At 64.7% G+C, this 20,110-nt stretch carries 22 protein-coding genes; 8 read left to right on the top strand and 14 right to left on the bottom strand.

Translation table 11 applies throughout. The features are described 5' to 3' along the window. Positions 1–152: 152 nt before the first annotated feature. Positions 153–518 (bottom strand): GntR family transcriptional regulator, encoded by a 366-nt coding sequence (locus tag Q4G50_RS12240; protein ID WP_303377932.1) that lies wholly within the window; start codon positions 516–518, stop codon positions 153–155. 200 nt (positions 519–718) lie between these two features. Here Q4G50_RS12240 and Q4G50_RS12235 point away from each other — a divergent pair, with 200 nt between their 5' ends. Beyond that, entirely contained in the window at positions 719–2,008 is a 1,290-nt protein-coding gene (locus Q4G50_RS12235) for an NYN domain-containing protein (RefSeq protein WP_303377931.1), read from the top strand. 3 nt (positions 2,009–2,011) lie between these two features. On the opposite strand, the gene Q4G50_RS12230 is transcribed toward Q4G50_RS12235, so the two are convergent. After that, a complete protein-coding gene (locus Q4G50_RS12230) occupies positions 2,012–2,950 on the bottom strand; it encodes a PspA/IM30 family protein (protein ID WP_303377930.1) in 939 nt (312 codons plus the stop codon). Between the two features lie 130 nt (positions 2,951–3,080). Beyond that, the gene (locus Q4G50_RS12225; protein WP_303377929.1) at positions 3,081–3,464 is read right to left on the bottom strand and encodes a co-chaperone YbbN; all 384 of its coding nucleotides are present in this window, start codon (positions 3,462–3,464) and stop codon (positions 3,081–3,083) included. Between the two features lie 119 nt (positions 3,465–3,583). Here Q4G50_RS12225 and Q4G50_RS12220 point away from each other — a divergent pair, with 119 nt between their 5' ends. The 5 genes from Q4G50_RS12220 to Q4G50_RS12200 all read left to right on the top strand — a co-directional run bounded on the left by Q4G50_RS12220 (position 3,584) and on the right by Q4G50_RS12200 (position 8,627). Further along, on the top strand, positions 3,584–3,793 hold the full coding sequence (locus Q4G50_RS12220; protein WP_303377928.1) for a heavy-metal-associated domain-containing protein: 210 nt from the start codon (positions 3,584–3,586) through the stop codon (positions 3,791–3,793). Positions 3,794–3,841: 48 nt separating this feature from the next. After that, positions 3,842–4,042: a heavy-metal-associated domain-containing protein gene (locus Q4G50_RS12215; RefSeq protein ID WP_303377927.1), complete on the top strand. Its 201-nt coding sequence runs from the start codon at positions 3,842–3,844 to the stop codon at positions 4,040–4,042. Between the two features lie 96 nt (positions 4,043–4,138). Further along, positions 4,139–6,382 (top strand): cation-translocating P-type ATPase, encoded by a 2,244-nt coding sequence (locus Q4G50_RS12210; RefSeq protein ID WP_303377926.1) that lies wholly within the window; start codon positions 4,139–4,141, stop codon positions 6,380–6,382. 34 nt (positions 6,383–6,416) lie between these two features. Further along, positions 6,417–7,757: an MFS transporter gene (locus tag Q4G50_RS12205; RefSeq protein WP_303377925.1), complete on the top strand. Its 1,341-nt coding sequence runs from the start codon at positions 6,417–6,419 to the stop codon at positions 7,755–7,757. A gap of 57 nt (positions 7,758–7,814) precedes the next feature. Then, positions 7,815–8,627: a helix-turn-helix domain-containing protein gene (locus tag Q4G50_RS12200; RefSeq protein ID WP_303377924.1), complete on the top strand. Its 813-nt coding sequence runs from the start codon at positions 7,815–7,817 to the stop codon at positions 8,625–8,627. A gap of 1 nt (position 8,628) precedes the next feature. Here Q4G50_RS12200 and Q4G50_RS12195 read toward each other — a convergent pair whose 3' ends face one another. Together Q4G50_RS12195 and Q4G50_RS12190 are read right to left on the bottom strand one after the other, a co-directional pair. Continuing rightward, a complete protein-coding gene (locus Q4G50_RS12195; protein WP_303377923.1) occupies positions 8,629–10,020 on the bottom strand; it encodes an amidase family protein in 1,392 nt (463 codons plus the stop codon). After that, entirely contained in the window at positions 10,013–11,362 is a 1,350-nt protein-coding gene (locus tag Q4G50_RS12190; protein ID WP_303377922.1) for an aromatic acid/H+ symport family MFS transporter, read from the bottom strand. The genes Q4G50_RS12195 and Q4G50_RS12190 overlap by 8 nt, the downstream gene beginning before the upstream one ends. 217 nt (positions 11,363–11,579) lie before the next feature. On the opposite strand from Q4G50_RS12190, the gene Q4G50_RS12185 reads away from it, so the two are divergent. Next, on the top strand, positions 11,580–12,002 hold the full coding sequence (locus Q4G50_RS12185; protein WP_303377921.1) for a RidA family protein: 423 nt from the start codon (positions 11,580–11,582) through the stop codon (positions 12,000–12,002). Positions 12,003–12,078: 76 nt separating this feature from the next. On the opposite strand, the gene Q4G50_RS12180 is transcribed toward Q4G50_RS12185, so the two are convergent. Next, positions 12,079–12,249, bottom strand: a complete 171-nt coding sequence (locus tag Q4G50_RS12180) for a hypothetical protein (RefSeq protein WP_303377920.1) — start codon at positions 12,247–12,249, stop codon at positions 12,079–12,081. A 386-nt stretch (positions 12,250–12,635) separates the two neighbouring features. Here Q4G50_RS12180 and Q4G50_RS12175 point away from each other — a divergent pair, with 386 nt between their 5' ends. Continuing rightward, positions 12,636–13,802 carry an MFS transporter gene (locus tag Q4G50_RS12175; RefSeq protein ID WP_303377919.1) on the top strand — a complete coding sequence of 389 codons (1,167 nt, stop codon included), beginning with the start codon at positions 12,636–12,638 and terminating at the stop codon, positions 13,800–13,802. Here Q4G50_RS12175 and Q4G50_RS12170 read toward each other — a convergent pair. The 8 genes from Q4G50_RS12170 to Q4G50_RS12135 form a co-directional block, all read right to left on the bottom strand. After that, a complete protein-coding gene (locus Q4G50_RS12170; protein ID WP_303377918.1) occupies positions 13,768–14,334 on the bottom strand; it encodes a PadR family transcriptional regulator in 567 nt (188 codons plus the stop codon). The genes Q4G50_RS12175 and Q4G50_RS12170 overlap by 35 nt on opposite strands. A 382-nt stretch (positions 14,335–14,716) precedes the next feature. Then, entirely contained in the window at positions 14,717–16,207 is a 1,491-nt protein-coding gene (gene dnaB, locus Q4G50_RS12165; protein ID WP_303377917.1) for a replicative DNA helicase, read from the bottom strand. Between the two features lie 541 nt (positions 16,208–16,748). Continuing rightward, positions 16,749–17,201 carry a 50S ribosomal protein L9 gene (rplI, locus tag Q4G50_RS12160; protein WP_303377916.1) on the bottom strand — a complete coding sequence of 151 codons (453 nt, stop codon included), beginning with the start codon at positions 17,199–17,201 and terminating at the stop codon, positions 16,749–16,751. Positions 17,202–17,265: 64 nt separating this feature from the next. Then, positions 17,266–17,865, bottom strand: coding sequence for a single-stranded DNA-binding protein (locus Q4G50_RS12155; RefSeq protein ID WP_303377915.1), 600 nt, complete (start codon positions 17,863–17,865; stop codon positions 17,266–17,268). A gap of 65 nt (positions 17,866–17,930) precedes the next feature. Next, positions 17,931–18,218 carry a 30S ribosomal protein S6 gene (gene rpsF, locus Q4G50_RS12150; RefSeq protein ID WP_303377914.1) on the bottom strand — a complete coding sequence of 96 codons (288 nt, stop codon included), beginning with the start codon at positions 18,216–18,218 and terminating at the stop codon, positions 17,931–17,933. 125 nt (positions 18,219–18,343) lie between these two features. Beyond that, a complete protein-coding gene (locus Q4G50_RS12145; protein ID WP_303377913.1) occupies positions 18,344–18,544 on the bottom strand; it encodes a hypothetical protein in 201 nt (66 codons plus the stop codon). Continuing rightward, positions 18,541–19,917, bottom strand: coding sequence for a glycosyltransferase family 87 protein (locus Q4G50_RS12140; RefSeq protein WP_303377912.1), 1,377 nt, complete (start codon positions 19,915–19,917; stop codon positions 18,541–18,543). The genes Q4G50_RS12145 and Q4G50_RS12140 overlap by 4 nt, the downstream gene beginning before the upstream one ends. A 12-nt stretch (positions 19,918–19,929) precedes the next feature. Then, positions 19,930–20,110, bottom strand: a 181-nt coding sequence (locus tag Q4G50_RS12135) for a hypothetical protein (RefSeq protein ID WP_303377911.1), incomplete at its 5' end; no start/stop codon positions are given.

Raw genomic sequence — 20,110 nt, 5'->3', positions numbered from 1 at the left:
CAGCCACACCAAAGTGCTGCTGTCTGCGGGGCGTTGTCGGTCGCGCTGACTCACACAAAGTTACACACCACCCCACAACAACACAAATCCCCAGCTCACAACGCCTAAGCGGCATCGTCGATCAGCTCCCTGAAATGACCTTCCAGAGCCTGTCAGCGGTACAGGCCACGGCTGACTGCCACGGCGTCGATGAGCTCGCGGATGTCGTCGCGCGTGAAATCGAGCTTCGCCGCCTCGTCGATAAGCGGAGCGAGATAGTCCTCGGCGAAGGTCTTCCGCCGGCGGTCGAGAATGATGCGGCGGGCGTCGGCGGTGACGAACATCCCCAGCCCCCTCTTCTTCTCCAGGACTCCCGCACCGGCAAGGAGCGCGAGCCCCCGGCGCGCGGTGGCGGGGTTGATCTCGTGGAAGTCGGCGAGCTCGTTCATCGAGGGAGCGCGGTCGCCCGGATGGAGTCGATCCTCGACGATGAGATCCTCCACGAGGGCGGCGATCTGCCGGAAGAGGGGGGCGGTCACAGCCACGGGCACCTACCAGGTCGGTTGATTAACTTACTAACTAACCTATCTGTCTCATCACGGTCAGACAACAGATGCTTGACGTGACCTGCAAAGATGCCTGGGAATGCCCTCCCACCATCGACGCAGTACCCCTAGTTAGGGCATGCTGGGTGTGAAGAAACCTCACTTAGATACCAAACAAAAAGAAATTAGGAGCCATGCTTGAACGCACACTTGTCTTTGTCGACACCTCTTATCTGCTGGCGAGCTTCTACAACTCCTGGGAGACGGGGGCTCGCGCACAGTTAGAGATTGATCTTCCCGAGGTCGTCAACGTCCTCGGGACCATGATCCAGAACCAGCTCCATCAGCCGATTCACCGCCAGCTCTGGTACGACGGCATTCCCGAATCCGGCCCTCACCGCTACCAGCGGGCGCTGCGCACCTGCGACGGCGTGCAGCTGCGCGCCGGCCAGCTCATCGAATGGGGCGAACGGCGGACACAGAAGGCGGTGGACACCCGCCTGGTCGCGGACATGGTTGTCGCCGCCTGCCGGCAACAGGTCTCCGATATCGTCCTCGTCTCCGGCGACGCCGACATGATTCCGGGGGTGCAGGAGGCCACCAACCACGGCCTTCGCGTGCATCTCTACGGATTCGGCTGGGACTCCATGTCCTCGGCCCTGCGCCACGCGTGTGATTCCACGACCATCCTCGATCCGCGCGAGGACTTCGCCGAGGCCATGCAGCTGCAGGTGCTCGAGGGTCCGCTGCCGCCGATCGTCCGGGATCGTCCGCTCTCCGACGCGGAACCGATCGAGGAGCTCGGCATGACCGAGGTCCCCTCGCCGCGGGGCAGCCGGCCCCTGTCGCCGGAGCGTTCCGCCGTGGCGGAGCAGTCCCCCGAGCCGACGGAGCAGGACCCTTCACGCGAACCTGCCGAGGAATCGGATGCCTCCTCCGGCAAGTTCGCCCCGGCCAGCCCGCTCTCGCAGGCACCATCCCCGGTCGAGGCTGCCGTCCAGGCGGCCGCCGGTGAATCCGGACCGGAGCTGTTCAACGGCTCCTCCTCCGCGGACCAGCCTGAGCCGGAGGAGTCACAGCCGATCGAGGATGAGGTGGAGGAGAAGCCCAGCCCCCGACCGGTACCGAAGCCGGCCGCCCCGAAGCCGTCGATGATGGCTCCCCGCCGGAAGCTGCGTTCCCGCTACGTGCCGCTGCCGGAGGAGGTGTGGTCCTCCGCCGGTTTCCAGACGCCCTTCGACGTCGGTCAGCAGTATGCAACGTGGTGGTACGACAATGCCGCCACCACGGAGCAGCGCGATTCCGCGCATCTGCTCTCAGGTGGCGGCCTGCCCCCGGAGATTGACCGTCCGCTGCTGCAGTTCGCCTGCGAGACGCTCCACGAGTACACGCTGAGCGAGTCTCAGCGCGTCAACCTCCGGGATGGTTTCCACTCTGGGATCCGCGGCGTACTGATCAACTTCCGCCGCGAGTTCCGCGAGTAGCGGCTACTTCTTCGCCTGATCGGCCTGGTCGGCGTCGTCAGCCTCGGCTGCGGCGTCGACCTTGTCCGTGTCCACGCCCGGCGCGGTGCCCATGCCCTCAGCAGCGGCGTCGGCGGAGTCCACGTCGGCGGAATCGACGTCATCGTCGACCTCGGCGTCGACAAGCTCAGGCTCGGAGGCGGGGGCCTGCTGCCCCTCGGTGAGCTCGCGACCTGCGCCGTCGGCGGCCATGGAGGCACGGATCTCGGCGAGGCGGGCGGAGGCCTTCATGTCGGTGCCGGCGGAGGCGATCTCCGTCATGCGGTCTCCGACGGAGTGCTGGGTGAGTTCCTGGGCGCCGAGGGCGTCCGCGTAGCGACGCTCGATCTTGTCGCGCACCGCATCGAGGGTGGGGACGTTGCCGTCGGGACGCAGTTCCTGCATGGAGTCCATCGCACGGGTGGCGGTCTCCTGCATGGCGGCCTGATCGGCCTGGGCGCGCAGCTGGTCGATCTGGGAGAGCTGCTCCTTGAGGCGGGCCTCGGACTCGAGCTGCTGGCGGGCCGCCTGCTTGGCGTTCTCGGTGGCCTGGGCGTGGAGCTGCTTCGTCTCCTCGAGCTGCTGCTCGACTGCGACGAGCTGGGAGGCGAAGATCTCGGCGGTGTTGCTGTACTCCTGCGCCTTGGCGGTGTCGCCGGCGGCGGCGGCCTGGTCAGCGGCCTGCAGGGCGGTGCGCGCCTGATCCTGGTGGTCCTGCTGGGACTTGAGCAGGCGGTCGAGCTTCATCTCGAGCTGCTTCTGGTTGCCGATGACCGAAGCGGCCTGCTCGGTGATCTGCTGGTGCTGGCGCTTGGCGGCTTCGGTGGCCTGCTGAATCTGCACCTTGGGATCGGCGTTCTGGTCGATCTTCGAGTCGAAGGAGGCCATGAGGTACTTCCAGCCCTTGGACAGGGGATTCGGCATGTGTGGGTCTCTCTTTCTGGGATCGGTCTTCTTAAGAGGAAGTTTAGAGAGAAAAGCCCGCCCCTGTCGGGGGACGACGACGGCCCGGTTCCCCGCGTGGGGAACCGGGCCGTGTGTAGTGCTCGGTGGGTTACTGGCTCTCGGCGTCGCGGGCGGAGTTCGCCTCGGCGACCTGGCGGCGGACATCGTCCATGTCGAGGCCCTTGACCTGGCCGATGAGATCCTCGAGGGCGGCCGGGGGCAGGGCGCCGGCGTCGCGGTAGACCATGATGCCGTCGCGGAAGATCATGAGCGTCGGGATGGACTGGATCTGGAGTGCGGCGGCGAGGCCCTGGTGTGCCTCGGTGTCGAGCTTGGCGAAGGTGGCGTCCGGGTGGTTCTCCGCGGCTGCCTCGTAAGTGGGGGCGAAGGCGCGGCACGGGCCGCACCAGGATGCCCAGGCGTCGACGAGGACGATGCCCTCGCCGGTGACGGTCTCTTCGAAAGTGGACTCGGTGACGTCGATGGTTGCCAAGGGATGCTCCTGAAATGTCGTTTTGTAAGGTCTTACGTATGATCGCTGTCTTATGCGGTTCTAGTGCTACTCAACTCTACCTGCCTGCCGTGTATTCCCCACGGGATGAAAGGACCTTCATGATCAAGAACTACGTCGTCACGGGCATGACCGATGAGATCGGCCGTGCCGCGGTGGAAGAGGAGCTCAACGAGATCCCCGGCATCCAGGGCGTCGAGGTCGACCCGGCCTCCGGGCAGGTCACCGTCACCGGCGAGCTCATCTCGGACCAGTTGGTCGAGCGTGCGGTGGAGAACGCCGGTTTCTCCGTGCAGCAGGACGAGGACTGACGGGGATACACTGGGAGGTCATCCCGTCCCCGAGGAGAGGAGAATCCCATGGCCGTCAAGAATTACCAGGTTGAGGGCATGACGTGCGGACACTGCGAGATGTCCGTGAAGGAGGAGGTCGGCGAGATCGCCGGCGTCTCCGACGTCCAGGCCTCGCATGAGACCGGCACCGTCACCGTCACCGGTGAGGGTTTCAGCGACGAGGATGTCGCCACCGCCGTCGGGGACGCCGGTTACCGGCTGGTGTAGCCCGCTTATCGACGCCCCCCTGTGCCCGGATCCCCGTCAGGGATCCGGGTTCTCTCGTCCTTGCCGGATACCCCACTGGGGTATAAGGTCGGTGGTATGAACACCATCGATCTCGGAGTCACCGGCATGACCTGCACCGCCTGTTCCGGGCGCGTCGAGCGCAAGCTCAACAAGGTCGAGGGCGTGGACGCCACGGTGAACTTCGCCACCGAGTCCGCCAGCATCTCCTACGACCCGGATCTCGTCGACGCCACCGACCTCATCGAGGTCGTCCGCGGCGCCGGCTACGACGCCTTCGAACTCGCCGCCGACACCCCGGCGACAGTGACGGAGGGGGAGGACGGGGCGTCGATAAGCGAGAGCCCGCACGAGGTCGCGCGGCGCCGCGAGGCGGCCGACCTCAAGCACCGGCTCATCGTCTCCGCGCTGCTCACCGTGCCGATCGTGCTGCTCAGCATGATCCCGGCCCTGCAGTTCACGAACTGGCAGTGGGCCGTGCTCACCATGACCACCCCGGTGTACTTCTGGGGCGGCGCGCCCTTCCACCGCGCCACCTGGCTCAACCTGCGGCAGGGCTCGTTCACCATGGACACCCTCATCACGCTCGGCACCACCGCGGCGTACCTGTGGAGTCTGGGGGCGCTGTTCCTCGGCAACGCCGGCATGCCCGGCATGACGATGGAGATGCACCTGTTCCCGTCCGATGCCACAATGGACGAGATCTACCTGGAGACGGCGGCGGTCGTCATCACGTTCCTGCTGCTCGGGCGCTGGTTCGAGACGAAGGCTAAGGGCCAGTCCTCCGAGGCGCTGCGCGCCCTGCTCGACATGGGGGCCAAGGACGCCGCTGTGCTGCGTGACGGCCGCGAGGTCCGCATCCCCATCCGGGACCTGCAGGTCGGCGACGTATTCATCGTCCGCCCCGGCGAGAAGATCGCCACCGACGGACGCGTCACCGAGGGCTCCTCCGCCGTCGACGAGTCCATGCTCACCGGCGAATCCGTACCCGTCGAGGTCACCCCGGGGTCGCGCGTCACCGGCGCCACCGTCAACGCCTCCGGCCGCCTCATGGTCGAGGTCACCCGCGTCGGCGCCGACACCACCCTCGCCCAGATGGCCCGCCTCGTCTCCGACGCGCAGGCCAAGAAGGCCCCGGTGCAGCGCCTCGTCGACCGCATCTCGCAGGTGTTCGTGCCGGTCGTCATCGTCATCTCGCTGCTCACGCTCGGCGCGCACCTCCTGCTCGGCGACGGCCTGGCACCCGCGTTCACCGCCGCCGTCGCCGTGCTCATCATCGCCTGCCCCTGCGCGCTCGGCCTGGCCACCCCGACGGCTCTGCTCGTCGGCACCGGCCGGGGCGCGCAGCTCGGCCTGCTCATCAAGGGCCCCGAGGTGCTGGAATCGACCCGCCGCGTGGACACCATCGTCATGGACAAGACCGGCACCGTCACCGAGGGCGTCATGTCCGTCGCCGACGTGACCACCGCCCCCGGCCGCGACGCGGCGGACGTGCTCCGTCTCGCCGCCGCCGTCGAGGCCGCGTCCGAGCACCCGATCGCGCAGGCCGTCGTCCGCAAGGCCGGGGAGGATGTGCCCGCCGTCGTCGACTTCGAGAACCTCGCCGGCCGCGGCGTGATCGGCACCGTCGAGGGTGCGCGCATCATCGTAGGCCGCCCCGCCGGGGACCTGCCCGCCGACCTGCAGCACGCCTTCGCACGCGCCCAGGACGCGGGCGGCACCCCGGTCGTCGTGTCGATCGACGACGAGGTCGCCGGCGTCATCACCGTCCGCGACACCGTCAAGGCCACCTCGGCCGACGCCGTGCAGGGGCTGCGCGACCTCGGCCTGACGCCCATGTTGCTCACCGGCGACAACGCCGGTGCCGCGCGGGCCGTCGCCGCTGAGGTCGGGATCGACCTGGCGGACGTCATCGCCGAGGTGATGCCGGACGACAAGGTCGCGGTCGTCGAGAAGCTGCAGCAGGAGGGACGCAACGTCGCCATGGTCGGCGACGGGGTCAACGACGCCGCCGCCCTCGCCCAGTCCGACCTCGGCCTGGCCATGGGCGCCGGCACCGACGTCGCCATCGAGGCCTCCGACATCACGCTGATGAACAACGACCTGCGCTCCGCGGTCGACGCCATCCGTCTATCGCGCCGCACCCTCGGAACCATCAAGGGCAACCTGTTCTGGGCGTTCGCCTACAACGTCGTCCTCATCCCGGTCGCCGCTCTCGGCTTCCTCAACCCCATGCTGGCGGGCGTGGCCATGGCGTTCTCCTCGGTGTTCGTGGTGACCAACTCGCTGCGCCTGCGTGGGTTCCGATCCGCTCACCAGTGAGCCGGACCATCGGGCGGAGGATTATGCTCAACGCATGGCTCAACAACTGACCAGGAACCAGCGCCTCGACAGGCTGCCGGTCACAGGGAAACACCGCCGGCTCCTCTTCGGCTCGGGCATCGGCTGGGCGCTCGACGCCATGGACGTCGGCCTCATCTCGTTCATCATGGCGGCCCTGGCCGTCCACTGGGGCCTGACCCCCACCCAGACGTCCTGGCTCGGGTCCGTCGGCTTCGTCGGCATGGCGCTCGGCGCGACGTTCGGCGGACTGCTCGCCGACCGCATCGGCCGCCGTCAGGTCTTCGCGCTCACCCTGCTGGTCTACGGGCTGGCGACGGGCGCCTCCGCGCTTGCCGGCGGGCTGGCCGTGCTCATCGCCCTGCGTTTCGTCGTGGGCCTGGGCCTGGGCGCCGAGCTGCCCGTCGCCTCCACCCTGGTCTCCGAGTTTTCCCCGCGCCGTTACCGCGGCCGGATGGTCGTCATCCTCGAGGCCTTCTGGGCGGTCGGCTGGATCGCGGCCGCCCTCATCGGCGCCTTCGTGGTCACCGCCTCCGACAACGGCTGGCGCTGGGCGCTCGCGCTCGGCATGATCCCCACCTTCTATGCCCTCTACGTCCGCCACGGCCTGCCCGAGTCGGTGCGTTTCCTAGAGGACAAGGGCCGCCATGAGGAGGCCGAGGCCGTCGTCAGTGCCTTCGAGGCCGACGTCGACCCGGCGGAGCTCGCGCGTCTCGACGCCGCCGAGCACGAGCGTCTCCAGGAGCTTCCCCGCGAGGACTTCGACGACGCCGGCAGTATCTGGGCCACCGGTCTCAAGCGCCGCACCGCCGCCCTGTGGATCGTGTGGTTCTGCGTCAACCTCTCCTACTACGGCGCCTTCATCTGGATCCCCTCCCTGCTGGTCGCCGACGGCTTCACGCTGGTGAAGTCGTTCCAGTTCACGCTCATCATCACCCTGGCGCAGCTGCCCGGCTATGCCGTCGCTGCCTGGCTCATCGAGGCGTGGGGACGCCGCCACACCCTGGCGACCTTCCTCGCCGGCTCCGCCGCCTCCGCGCTGTTCTTCGGCACCGCCGAGACGGAGACGACCATCATCCTCGCCGGCTGCCTGCTGTCCTTCTTCAACCTCGGTGCGTGGGGCGCGCTCTACGCCATCGGCCCGGAGCTCTACCCCTCCCACATCCGCGGCGCCGGCACAGGTGCGGCCGCCGGGTTCGGCCGTATCGCCTCGATCATCGCGCCGCTCATCGTTCCTCCGATCCTGCTGTGGGGCGATTCCATCGCCCTGTTCAGCCTGTTCTCCGCGGCGTTCCTCGTCGCGGCCCTGGCCACGCTGACGCTGCCCGAGCAGCGCGGCAAGGTTCTCGACGCCTGACGATGCCTCACCATGTTAGAGTGGTTCGACTATTGAACTACGTGAACCGGGGGACCAGTGGGCAGCAAGAGCGAAAGTAACCAGGATCGACGAGCCGCTCGGGAACTCGCAGGAATCAGTCCGTCCGACTACTCAGAAGCTCTTGAGCGCGGACTCGCTGTCTTCGAAGCATTCATGGCCCCCAATGCTCAGCTGACGCAGGCTGATGTAGCGCGCACACTCGACCTGCCGCGTGCAACTGTGCGGAGATCAATGGTCACTCTCACCTACCTGGGTTATCTCGAATTGGAAGGGCGTACCTACCGCCTGACCCCTAAGGTTCTCCAAATGGCATCGGCATATCTGACGAGCAATCCCATCACTAGAATCCTGCAGCCACTGTGCGAGAAGGTGGCCAATGAGTTCAGGGCTTCTTCTACGGTTGCAGTTCTCGATGGTGCCGATGCCGTGATGATCGCTCGAGCTCTGCCTGAGCAATCGGTAACTCTGGGCGTCGGGTTGGGTTACCGTGTCCCGGCCCCCCAGTCGGCTCTCGGGCGGGTTCTTCTCGGAAGTCTCAGCGATGAAGAACGGGGTGAGCTGCTCTCGACTTCCTTGAGTGGTGTCTCTTCGGACATTCGGGAAGAAGAGATCTCACGGATTCAGAATGCCATCACCGCGGCAACGCGGGATGGATTTGCCTACGTGGCCGATGAGGTTGATGTGGGCTTTCATTCAGTTGCGGTTCCACTCTGCCGCTGGGACGGCGAGCCCATTGCCGCTCTCAATGTAGGGACCACGCCTGACAAGATTTCAGAAACAGAGATGGTAGGGCGTGTGCGGACTCATCTCCAGGAGATTGCCCGCCTCGCCCAACCGCAACTCATCTGACCTACAGCTGCCGGTGGGGACTTACCGGCCAGTCCAGTTCAAAACTCCGTTCCCGTTCCAGAAGTCCCGCGAGAGACAGCACACCCCAGTCATCGAACCGCCGTCCCACAATTTGAATTCCAATCGGGAGTCCATCAGCCATGCCAAAACATACTGAAGCTGCGGGCTGACCTGTCTGGTTGAACCAGGCCGTGTACCCCGCGTTCATGAACGGATGAGTGGGATCGATTGGTTGTTCAGCAGCGAGACGCGCATCTGGAACAACAGGAGCCAGAACGTAGTCGAATAAGTCGAGGGACTGCTGCACTCGGATCTGAGCCTGCGTGACTTCACTGTGCGCCCTATAAGAATCTGTGGCACTCAGGTGTTCGGCTCCCGCCGCCCATTCAGCAAGTTCGGGTAGGACCAAGGTATCGCGAGAGCCTCCGAAGGCCTCCATTTCGGCACAAAGGCGGATCTGAAATGTGCGCTCGAGCGCAGCTAGTGGATCCTTGTCGAAGATCCTGGGGACGAGGTGAATTGACGCTCCGAGTGAAGCCAGTACCTCAGCTGCACGATGCACAGATCCGAGGACCGCGTCTTCTGCCGGAGCTCCGCAACCAAGATCAAGGACTAAACCAATCCGAAGTCCGTCAGCACCAGTCAGCGGCCCCTGGTAGCTCCGCGTTTCCGCAGGCAAGGAAAAGGTGTCGGCCCTGTCGGGCTGACCTATCACCTGGTGCAATGCGACAACGTCTGCCACGGATCGACCCATGGCGCCCGGGGAGCGAACTGTGTTGGGAGGCGTGTGAGCTACTCTGCCCTGCGTGGGCTTCAGTGCCACGAGGCCACAGCGAGCTGCCGGTACCCTCACCGATCCGGCGAGGTCGGTACCTACGGCCACCGACCCGATTCCTGCAGCTAGGGCCGCGGCGGCGCCCGCGCTCGAACCGCCAGGGCTCACTTCCAGGTTCCACGGGTTTCGCACCACCCCGTACAGAGATGACAACCCGGTAATGGCCATTCCCGAATCAGGCGCGGTCGTCTTCGCGAAGATCAATGCGCCGGCTTCCTTCAGCCGAGCAGCTGGAGGTGAGTCCCGTGTGGCAACAGGTACATCCGCATACATGGCCGAACCAAAGGTTGATTGCGTGCCCTTGAGATCGATTGCATCCTTGACCGTGACAGGAATGCCATCCAAAGGGCCCAGCGACTTGCCGTTTTCCCAACGCTGGGCTGAGTCTTCAGCGAGTTGAAGTGCGTTGTCCGGGTCGCACCAGGCGATGGCGTTGAGCGATGGGTTCAGCTCTTCGATGCGCTCAAGCGTTTGAGTCATGACATCTACCGGACTCTGGTCACCTGAGGCGTAGTCTCTCGAGAGCTGTTCAATCGAAGCACCGACGATGTCATTCATTGTTGTTAGCTCCAATACTCAAATCCTTGCGTGGGGCCAGCATGCCACCGCCGTTCATCTCTACCTGTTCACGAATCTTGGCGCGGGTGCAGGCGAGGGCGACCGCGCCAACAACGGCGACAATGGCAAACCCGTAGAAGCCCCAGGGGATGACCAGTCCTGCCGAAACCAGGAGCCCGCCCAGAATCGGACCGCTAATTGCCCCGAGACGGCCCACACCGGCCGCAGCACCGAGTGCGGTTGGGCGAAGGTGCATGGGGTGGCTTGAAGTGACAAATGCGTACACGATTACCTGAGCGTTGGGGGCAAAGAACCCGGCGATCGCGACGACCAGGTAGATCCAGAATCCGCTGTCAATGCTCATGAGAGCGAGGAACACTCCAGACAAGGCAAACCAGAAGATGGCTGCGGTGCGTGGTCCGAATTTGTCTGCTACACGCCCCGAGACAAACAGTCCGAACATCGTTCCAATGTTGAGAACTGCAAGGAAGGCCAATGAAGAACCGAGACCGTATCCAGCAGAGTTCATCATCGACGGTAGCCAGGTGTTGAGTCCGTACACCAGAAGCAGACCCATGAACGATGCTATCCAAATCAACAGGGTGTTTCTGAGGTAATCCTTGGAGAGCAAAGATCCTGCAGGCGCCTGGCTCTGATCATGCGGTGCAACCTCTTCCGGCTTCGTTTCGAGCCCGTACCTGTCCGCAATGTCGTTCGCCTTTTCCCAGTCTCCCCTGGCACGAAGGAAGGCTGGGGACTCCGGGAGATAGCGGATCATTAACGGAACGATGACAAGAGCGGGAAGGCCTCCAATGATGAACAAGGATCGCCATCCGAAGGAATCAAGAAGCAGGATGCCCATGACCGACGCCATGATCGCACCTGTGTTATACCCCACGAACACAAGCGCATTTGCGAAGCTCCGCCTAGCGGGAGACGCAAACTCGGTCATCATCAAGATGACCATGGGAAGGCAAGCTCCCAGACCAAGTCCCGCAAGGAACTTCAGAAGTCCAAACACCTCCGGGGTCGGTGCAAATCCGCCGGCGGTCGTCAAGATGGAAAAGGCGATTACCGACGCGATGATCGTCATCCGCCGACCAACCCTTGCTGCCAGTGGCCCGACCATGAGCGCTCCGATGGTCATTCCGATTAGCCCGAATGTCGCGATAGTCGTCGCAGCTTCAGCGCTCACCATCCACGACGGGTCGTTGCGCAGGGAGGGAATAGACACTCCCATGATCACTAGGTCGTACCCATCCAAGAATGCCGCACCGAGGCAGAGCCACAGCAGCAATCTGGCATTGGGGTGAAAGGTTCTCTGTCGCGGAGCCGTACCCATTTGCCCTCCTTCTCATAATGTTCGATTGTTGAACGTCTGTCCAACTGTAGAACGATGCTAGGCTAGGGATGTGGCGCAGTCAACACCTAACTTCTGAAGAATCACGAATCACAGGATGCGGCCACCCACTTCTGCCCGAAGGCCGAAGCACATCGACCCACGGGCCTCAGTGCCCAGCACCGGCCCCTGCAGGACCAACCCCCGAAAGGATCCCTTCATGACCATCGACCCCTCGCCCGCCGCCCAGTCCGTCATGCCCGCGCAGCTCCCCCCGGAGCCGGCGGCGCGCACCGTCTACTCCTATGGCGTGCGCACCGGTGACTACCTGCACATCTCGGGCATGGTCGCCTTCGATTCCGAGGCGAGCATCGTCGGGGAGGGCGACATCGAGGCGCAGACGGAGCAGGTCTTCCGGAATCTGCAGGCCGTCACCGAGGAGGCCGGCGGCTCCATCAACGACATCGTCTCGACGACCACGTACCTTATCGACGTCACCGTTGCCCCCGTCATCAGCGCCGCCCGAGCCCGGCACTTCACCGGGCCGGTGCTCCCCACCCACACCGTGGTCGGCGTCGCCGCCCTCGCGCGCCCGCAGTTCCTGGTGGAAATCTCGGCGGTGGCGTACCTGGGCCGCGCCTGACGGCGGCATTCAGCACAGCGAAAAGCTCTCCTCCGACATCCGTCGGCGGAGAGCTTGTGTGATTCAGGCGTGAGTCTTAAGCAAAGGAGAACACGCCGGCGAGGCGGTCCATGAAGCTCGGCTTGCGCTCCTGGGTGAAGTCCTCCAGGCTGCGCGGGACGGCCAGGATCGTGGCGCGCTCGGTGCGCTCGACACGAATGGTGTTGTTGAACGCTGCGGTGCGGGGGTTGAATTCGCGAGTGGTCATGTTGTCCCTCCTTGGTCCGTTTCTTCCTTGTTCTTGATGACGCTTACTTTAGGTCGTTTTCGCAGGTCAGGCACCATTGGTAAGCCATGCCTTAGTAATGACGACCTTAAATAGGCTGCCCTAACTCGCACTAAAACCCCAGGAAAGCAACCCTTTGAAGCATGACCTTGGTCACTTATAGCCAGACCTTGCGGCCCTGGATCACACATCCAGCCACCCCATTTCGGGGGCACCCTGACCTCAGGGAAATTCCTCGGGTCCGCTCGGGGGGTCTCGCGCGTAAGTAGTATTCCTGCTAACAGTGGCGTGGCCCGCCCGACAGTGCGGCGTACACTATGAGGACGGTCACCACAGGTGGCACCAATGACACTGTGGAACGAGGCACAATGAGCACCTGGGTCCGCGTCGCCATGGGCATGTTCATCATTGCCTTCGGCGCCAACCACTTCGCACCGCTGCTCCCGGCCTACCGGATGACCGCGGGCCTCAGCCAATCCCAGGTGACATTTCTCCTGGGCATCTACGCCCTCGGGCTCATCCCCTCGCTGCTCATCGGCGGACCCGCCTCCGACGTCTACGGTCGGCGTGCTCTGATCCGTCCGGCCCTGCTCCTGTCGGGCCTGGGCTCACTGGTGCTCATTCTCGGTACCACCGGCTCGTTTGCCGCCCTGGCCGTCGGGCGTTTCATCATCGGTACGGCCGTTGGACTGGTCATGGCCGCCGGCGCGGCCTGGCTGCAGGAGGTGTCGACGGGGCCCAGCTATTTGGGTCCCCGCCGCGCCACGGTGGCGTTGTCGCTGGGATTCGGTGGTGGCCCGCTGGTCTCCGGCCTCATCGCCCAGTTTCTCCCCCGCCCCGACCTCCTCCCCTACCTGGTGCACCTCGCACTGCTGGCCGTGGTGGCCCCGCTTGTCTGGCGCACTCCCGGTGGCGCCCGTCGGGAGGACGGCCAGCGGAGGGCGATGTTCTCGCGCAGCGTCCTCTCCCGCGATTTCCTCTGGGCGGTCGCGGCCTGGGCTCCGTGGGGCTTCGGTGCGGTCACCACGGCCTTCGCGACTCTGCCGGACCTCGTGAAGAGTGAGGTCACCTGGACAATCGCATACACCGGAGTCGTGGCCGCCACGACCATGGGCACCGGCGCGTTCATCCAGCCCCTGGCGACACGCTTCGGCTCGAGCCTCGTTCCGCCGGCGATCCTCGGCCTCAGCTTCGTCGTCCTCGGCATGCTCGTGGCGACGTCCGTCGCCCTGACCCGCTCGCCCTGGCTTGTGTTCATCGCCGCCATCCTCCTGGGCGCGGGCCACGGCGTCATGATGGTCTCCGGTCTCCGGGAGGTCCAGTTCATCGCGCCGCCCGCCGAACTGGGTGCCGCGAACGCGGTCTTCTATTCGTTGACCTACGTCGGGTTCTTCGCCCCGCTCGCCCTCTCCTACCTCGGCCCGATCGTCGGCTTCCCGACGATGTTCCTCATCGGCGCGGGCATCGCCGCCGTCTCCATTCCGCCGATCGTGCACATCGCTAGAGGGCGCGGATCTTCTGCGCGGCCTCGGTGATGATGTCGGCGACAGCCTCCTGCTTATCGACGCCCGCCGCCCTCACCGCCTTCTTCAGCTCCCGGAAGGCCATTCCGTAGCGGCCGCGGGGATCCTCCTCGGAGTGGTCGCGGTAGTCGTCGAGGATCTGCGCCCATTCGGGGTGAGCGTCCACCTCGGCCTTTCCGGCCTCGGTGAGGGTCGCCATCTTGCGGCCCTCCTCCTGGGACATGGTGATCAGGCCCTCGTCCTCGAGGAGGCTGAGGTTCGGGTAGATTCCGCCCGGCGACGGCGTCCAGGCGCCGTCGGTGCGCTCCCCGATCCTCGCGATCAGCTGGTACCCGTGCATCGGCCCGTCTCCCAGCAGGACGAGGATCACCTGACGCAGATCGCCACGTCCGGCGCGTCCACCGCGACCGCGTCCATGTCGACCGTGTCCGTGTCCGTGACCATGTCGTCCGCGTCGCCCGTGCATCCGGCGGCGCCTGCCACGTCCGCAGCAGCCGCCCTCATCGTTGTTGTTGAATCCGTGATTGATGGTGATGTCGTACATTCTCGTTTCCTTTCGATATATCGGAATGAACAACGTCACAGTAACTTGCGATGTATCGCTATGTCAATAGTGATGTATCACTAGAGGCTCTCCAGAGTGCGCGGCTGCGCACTCTTTTCCTACCTTGACCTGCACTTATTCCGAAGAACTCCGTTGTTGCTATCACGGTCCGCCGAACACGCATGCGCGCCCAACCCTGTGCCGCCCGAGTGCGCAGCTGCGCACTCTTCTCCTACCCTGACCTGTACGTATTCTGCGGAACTCTGCAGGAGCTGGAGGCGCTTCTCCGGCTCCTCGATGGGTGCCACTCAGTGCGCAGCTGCGCACTCCTTTGCCCCTCTGACCTGCAGAAGCAGGGTGGACCGGGGCGTCGATAAGCAGATTAGCGAGCGACGTCGACGAAGCGGGAGTAGTGCAGCTGATGGGCGACGGTCACGGTGTCGATGGGACCGCCACGGTGCTTGGCGACGATGACATCGGCCTCGCCGGCGCGGGGATCCTCGCGGTCCTGGGAGTCCGGACGGTGGAGCAACATGACGATGTCGGCATCCTGCTCGAGAGAACCGGATTCACGGAGGTCGGCGAGCTGGGGACGCTTATCGGTACGGGCCTCAGGGCCACGGTTGAGCTGCGAGATCGCGATGACGGGAACGTCGAGCTCCTTGGCCAGCAGCTTGAGCTGACGGGAGAACTCGGAGACCTCCTGCTGACGGGACTCGACGCGCTTGCCGGAGCTCATGAGCTGCAGATAGTCGATGACCACGAGCTGCAGATCGTGCTTCTGCTTGAGGCGACGCGCCTTGGAACGGATCTCCATCATAGTGAGGTTCGGGGAGTCATCGATGAACAGCGGGGCGTCGGAAATCTGGCCGACGCGGTTGGCCAGGGTGGTCCAGTTCTCGTCGTTCATGCGGCCGGCGCGCATGTCGGAGAGCTTGATCGACGTCTCCGCGGAGATGAGACGCATGACAATCTCGGACTTGCTCATCTCGAGGGAGAAGATGCACGACGCCTTGCCATGCTTGATGGAGCACGAGCGCATGAAGTCCAGCGCGATGGTGGACTTACCGACGCCCGGGCGGGCCGCGACGATGATCATCTGTCCGCCGTGCAGGCCGTTGGTGAGGTTGTCCAGGTCCACGAAACCGGTCGGCACACCCTGCGCGAGCCCACCGAGGTTGGCGATCTGGTCGAGCTCCTCCATCGTCGGTTCGATGACGTCGCCCAGGACGGCGTAATCCTCGGTCTCGGTCTTCTGCGCGATGGCGAAGACCTCCTGCTGGGCGAGGTCGAGGACGGTCTCCACCTCGGCACCGTCGTTGCCCTCGTAGCCGAGCTGAACCACCCGGGTGCCGGCGTCAACAAGGCGGCGCAGGATCGCCTTTTCGACGACGATCTCGGCGTAGTAGCGGGCGTTGGCGGCTGTCGGCACCGAGGAGATGAGTGTGTGCAGATACGGTGCGCCGCCAACGCGCTCGAGGTCGTTGTGCCGGTCCAGGCGGCCGGCGACAATGACCGGGTCAATGTCCTTGCTCTCGCCGAACAGGTCGATCATCGCGGCGTAGATGAGCTGGTGCGCCGGGTGGTAGAAATCCTCCGGGGCGAGCTCACCGATGATCTCGACGACGGTGTTCGGGCTGAGCAGCATGGCGCCCAGGACGCCCTGCTCGGCCTCACGGTCGTGCGGCGGCTGACGGTACTCCCCGAAACCGCCGCCTGAGGTCCGCGAACCGCGGTCCCGGTCCTCCCACTTGCGACGCGGCCCGGCGTCCCGGAAGGCAGGAACGAGGTCAGCGCCGTCGTCGGGCAGATCCGGTTCCGCCGGCGGAACGTAATCGTCGTCGAAGCTGGCGCCACCGAATCCTGAAGTCATGAGTCGCAGTGTAGCCGGGGCGCGGGAAAGGGAAAATTGTGCATCAGGCCTGTGGATAACTGGCTGCATCCACAAGCTGTCCCCACCCCCGGAGGCATGGTTGTCCACATGTCCTGTGGATAACTCAGGTTAACAGCGGTGTTTACTCACTGCCCATGGACCGGGCCTGTGGACAACTTGTGAATAACTCCCGGAACACCCGGTGCGATGCGCCACATTCCCGCAGGCCAGCGCACTTTCCGGGGCATGTGAATAGTTGACGGCAAACAGTGAATAACTACTCGACCAGCACGTTTGACAGCCGCAGAAATGCGAGATACCGGCAACCAACCGGCGACATGCCGACGTCCCCGTGGTGACCACCAGGTGAATTGCGTCGATTTCCCCACATTTATCCACAGTCATTGATGCGGTAACCACAAGGGCCACAGAAAAAAATCGACGCCCCGCGGTTCACGTGCCGCGTGGCGTCGAAAAGCTGTTGTCGTTGGGCCGGCAGATCCCCTTCATGCAGGGACCCCGACCGCCGTCGGGCGCTGTATTAGGCGCCGACGACCTCGAAGTTGATCTTGCCGGTCACGTCATCGTGGAGCTTGACGACGACCTGGTAGTTGCCGGTCTTCTTGACCAGGCCCTTGGGCAGCTCAATGGTGCGCTTGTCCAGGGTCGGGCCGCCGGCCTTCTTCACTGCATCGGCGATGTCGTCGGTCTTCACGGAACCGAAGAGCTTGCCGGAGTCAGAGGTACGGACCGGGACGGTCACGCCGGACAGCTGCTCGAGCTGCTCACGGACCTCACGGGCGTGGTCGAGGTCGCGGATGGCGCGAGCCTCCTGGGCACGCTGAATGCCCTCGATCTGCTTCTCAGCACCACGGGTGGCCACAATGGCCAGGCCGCGGGGAAGCAGGTAGTTGCGTCCGTAGCCGTTCTTGACCTCGACGACGTCTCCTGCGTCACCGAGGTTCTCAACGGCAGCGGTGAGGATCAGCTTCATGATCCCTGCCTTTCGTTGTTCATCCCTGTCGGGAAAGTTCTGTTGAGTGGATTGATCTGCTCGATCAGAACGGAGGCTCGTCATCAGCCGCACCACCGAAACCACCGGCCGGCGGGGCGGAACCCCACGGGTCGTTGGCCGGCATCTGCTGCGACTGCTGCTGGGGGGCCTGCTGCTGCTGGCTGAAACCGCCCTGGTACTGAGACTGCTGAGGCTGCTGCGGGGCCTGCTGGCCGCGCTGCTGCTGGGGCTGTCCGCCACCGAAGCCTCCACCACCGTAGGAACCGCCACCTTCACGGGGGTTGCGGTTGACCTGGGCAGTGGCGAACGTCAGGGACGGGCCGACCTCGTCGACCTCGATCTCGTAGACCGTACGGTTGTCGCCTTCCTTCGTCTGGTAGCTGCGCTGCTTGAGTCGACCGTTGACGATGACGCGCATGCCCTTGCTCAGGGACTCAGCGACATTCTCAGCGGCCTGGCGCCAGACGTTGCAGGTGAGGAACAGAGCTTCGCCGTCTTCCCACTGGTTCGTGTCACGGTTACGGACACGCGGGGTCGAGGCGATGCGGAAATTGGCCACCGCCGCACCCGAGGGGGTGAAGCGGAGTTCCGGGTCGGCGACGACGTTGCCGACGACAGTGATGGGGGTATCTCCAATAGCCATGTTCTTCTTACCTTCCAGTGACGGGCATGGACGACGGGCGAATGCTCGTCATCCAGTATCCGTTCTTAAGCGTCGGTGCGCAGAACCTTGGTGCGCAGGACAGAGTCGTTCAGGTTGAGAACGCGATCAAGCTCGAGGACAGTCGCAGACTCGCACTCGAGGTTGACGACGGCGTAGACGCCTTCGTCGTTCTTGTTGATCGGGTACGCAAGACGACGCTTGCCCCAGACATCAACCTTCTCGACCTTGCCGTTGTCCTTGCGGACATTCTCAAGGTACTTATCCAGGGACGGGGCAACGGTGCGCTCATCCTGGGACGGATCCAGAATGATCATGATTTCGTAGTGACGCACGACCTCATCACCTCCTATGGTCTAGTTTTGTGGTTCGGCCACACCGCGTTGGGGCGTGACAGGAGGGTCTGTTGCGTCAAGCAACCTCAGCAGCGTACCGCAGCACCACCGGAAAGAGTTAATCGTCAGCGGGTGACGTCACCGGGCATCGTCGCGAAGAAGACGGCGAGGATCACCGGGATGACGGTGACGAAGAAGAACGCCACAACGCCGAAACCGACCGACCACCCCACCGGCTTCTTCGTCATGAAGGTGTAAAACGCCGCCGCGATGCACAGGAAACCGATGACGATCGAGGCGATGCCGAGGATGGTGACGGTGTTCATGTCTCCACCATACGACGCTCGGGGGTGAGCATCTGCCGGACGACCAGGACCACCATGACGGTGAGGATGGCGAGGCGGGCGAGGAGCGCGACGTCGAGAAGCTCGGAGGGGATCCCCTTGTTCTCCGCACCGAGCATGTGCCACATGAGCAACGGCCACACCAGGGCATCGACGGTCATCCACGCGAAGAGCAGACGCCAGCGCGGCAACGCGAGGACCGCCGGGACGACCAGCCACAGCGAGTACTGCGGGGACCACACCTTGTTGAAGATGAGGAACGCCACGATGATGAGGAAGATGAGCTCCACCGCGCGGGGACGACGCGGCGCGGTGAGCCCGAGGATGAGGATTGCCACGCAGGCCACCGCGAACAACACGAACGACACCACGTTGAGCAGCGCGACGGGCATCGCGGGCAGGATGGTGTTGCGGTCGATGATCGCGTAGATGGTGGTCCACTCGTAACCGCGTTCGCTGTTGAGACGGAGGAACTCGTTCCAGCCCTCCGGGTAGGCGAGCAGCACGGGGAGGTTGAGGGCCAGCCACGACGCCGCCGCCACGAAGATCATCGTGAGGAACGGCACGAACTTCCGGTCACGGATCGCCAGCACGAGGTAGGCGCCGAGCAGGTACAGCGGCCACAGCTTGAACGCGGTCCCCAGGCCGATCATGAGACCCGCCCACCCGAAACGGCCCTTCGCGGCGCACCATATCGCCGCGACGGCGAACGTGATCGAGGGGATGTCCCAGTTCGTGAACGCATGGACGATGACCAGCGGGGACGCCGCCACCAGCAGCGTGTCCCAGATGCGGTGGCCGGCGAGATCGGCGACCATACGGATCATCAGGACCCACAACACGGACATGACCAGCGCGTTGAACGCGAAGTACCAGGAGGCCTCCGGGATGACCAGCCCGCTCGCCTCGACGAGCGGGTACGTCAGACGCGTGAACGCCGCCATGAGCCACTGGAAATAGCCGGCCAGCACCGGGTACTCCAGGTAACGGGTGACGTCCCCCTCCACCCACGAGTAGGCGTACGGGAAACCACCCAGGTGCAGGCCACGGCCCTCGTACAGCGGCGTGATGTCGTTGTAGCAGGCGGCCACGTACTGGCGGTTACCGGACCAGTTGAGTCCGATCGACCCGTCCTCGCCCGTCGCACCCTCGAGACAGCGTGCCTTCGACAGGAAACCGAAGGACAGGAACACCAGGGCCACGGAGATGAGCACCCGCAGCGGGGTCCACCAGCGCTGCCGCCCGACGGCCCCGAAGCGGCCGGTCGGGCCGCCGAGGAAGTCGACGATCCCCCGGGCCAGCGGCTCCGCGGACAGGGGCCGGATTACGGGCCGGGTCTGCAGTTCTGGCTGCACGCCGCCCAACTCCTAGGGAAGCTCGATGACCAGGCCGGGCAGCACTTCCACGGAGTCCGGGACCGGCGGCAGGGCCGGCGGGGCGGGCGGTGCCGGGATCTCGGGGGCCGGCTCCGGAGCCGGTTCCGGCTCGGGGGCGGGCTCCGGCTCAGGCTCCGGGTCCGGCGCCCGCGCGGGCGCGGGGGCCTGCTGG

The organism is Corynebacterium sp. (genome assembly GCF_030538285.1).
GTDB lineage: Bacteria > Actinomycetota > Actinomycetes > Mycobacteriales > Mycobacteriaceae > Corynebacterium.
The sequence above is the reverse complement of the archived record's forward strand: the minus strand, read 5'-3'. Positions and strand labels throughout refer to the sequence as shown.

What these genes read in the sequence shown, in the direction of transcription:
- Q4G50_RS12215 (WP_303377927.1), top strand. Translation starts at nt 3,842, where the DNA reads ATGGCCGTCAAGAATTACCAGGTTGAGGGCATGACGTGCGGACACTGC.
- Q4G50_RS12170 (WP_303377918.1), bottom strand. Translation starts at nt 14,334, where the DNA reads ATGTACGACATCACCATCAATCACGGATTCAACAACAACGATGAGGGC.
- Q4G50_RS12155 (WP_303377915.1), bottom strand. Translation starts at nt 17,865, where the DNA reads ATGGCTATTGGAGATACCCCCATCACTGTCGTCGGCAACGTCGTCGCC.
- rplI (WP_303377916.1), bottom strand. Translation starts at nt 17,201, where the DNA reads ATGAAGCTGATCCTCACCGCTGCCGTTGAGAACCTCGGTGACGCAGGA.
- Q4G50_RS12175 (WP_303377919.1), top strand. Translation starts at nt 12,636, where the DNA reads ATGAGCACCTGGGTCCGCGTCGCCATGGGCATGTTCATCATTGCCTTC.
- Q4G50_RS12195 (WP_303377923.1), bottom strand. Translation starts at nt 10,020, where the DNA reads ATGAATGACATCGTCGGTGCTTCGATTGAACAGCTCTCGAGAGACTAC.
- Q4G50_RS12210 (WP_303377926.1), top strand. Translation starts at nt 4,139, where the DNA reads ATGAACACCATCGATCTCGGAGTCACCGGCATGACCTGCACCGCCTGT.
- dnaB (WP_303377917.1), bottom strand. Translation starts at nt 16,207, where the DNA reads ATGACTTCAGGATTCGGTGGCGCCAGCTTCGACGACGATTACGTTCCG.
- Q4G50_RS12180 (WP_303377920.1), bottom strand. Translation starts at nt 12,249, where the DNA reads ATGACCACTCGCGAATTCAACCCCCGCACCGCAGCGTTCAACAACACC.
- Q4G50_RS12230 (WP_303377930.1), bottom strand. Translation starts at nt 2,950, where the DNA reads ATGCCGAATCCCCTGTCCAAGGGCTGGAAGTACCTCATGGCCTCCTTC.
- Q4G50_RS12205 (WP_303377925.1), top strand. Translation starts at nt 6,417, where the DNA reads ATGGCTCAACAACTGACCAGGAACCAGCGCCTCGACAGGCTGCCGGTC.
- Q4G50_RS12145 (WP_303377913.1), bottom strand. Translation starts at nt 18,544, where the DNA reads ATGAACACCGTCACCATCCTCGGCATCGCCTCGATCGTCATCGGTTTC.
- Q4G50_RS12190 (WP_303377922.1), bottom strand. Translation starts at nt 11,362, where the DNA reads ATGGGTACGGCTCCGCGACAGAGAACCTTTCACCCCAATGCCAGATTG.
- Q4G50_RS12220 (WP_303377928.1), top strand. Translation starts at nt 3,584, where the DNA reads ATGATCAAGAACTACGTCGTCACGGGCATGACCGATGAGATCGGCCGT.
- Q4G50_RS12235 (WP_303377931.1), top strand. Translation starts at nt 719, where the DNA reads ATGCTTGAACGCACACTTGTCTTTGTCGACACCTCTTATCTGCTGGCG.
- Q4G50_RS12185 (WP_303377921.1), top strand. Translation starts at nt 11,580, where the DNA reads ATGACCATCGACCCCTCGCCCGCCGCCCAGTCCGTCATGCCCGCGCAG.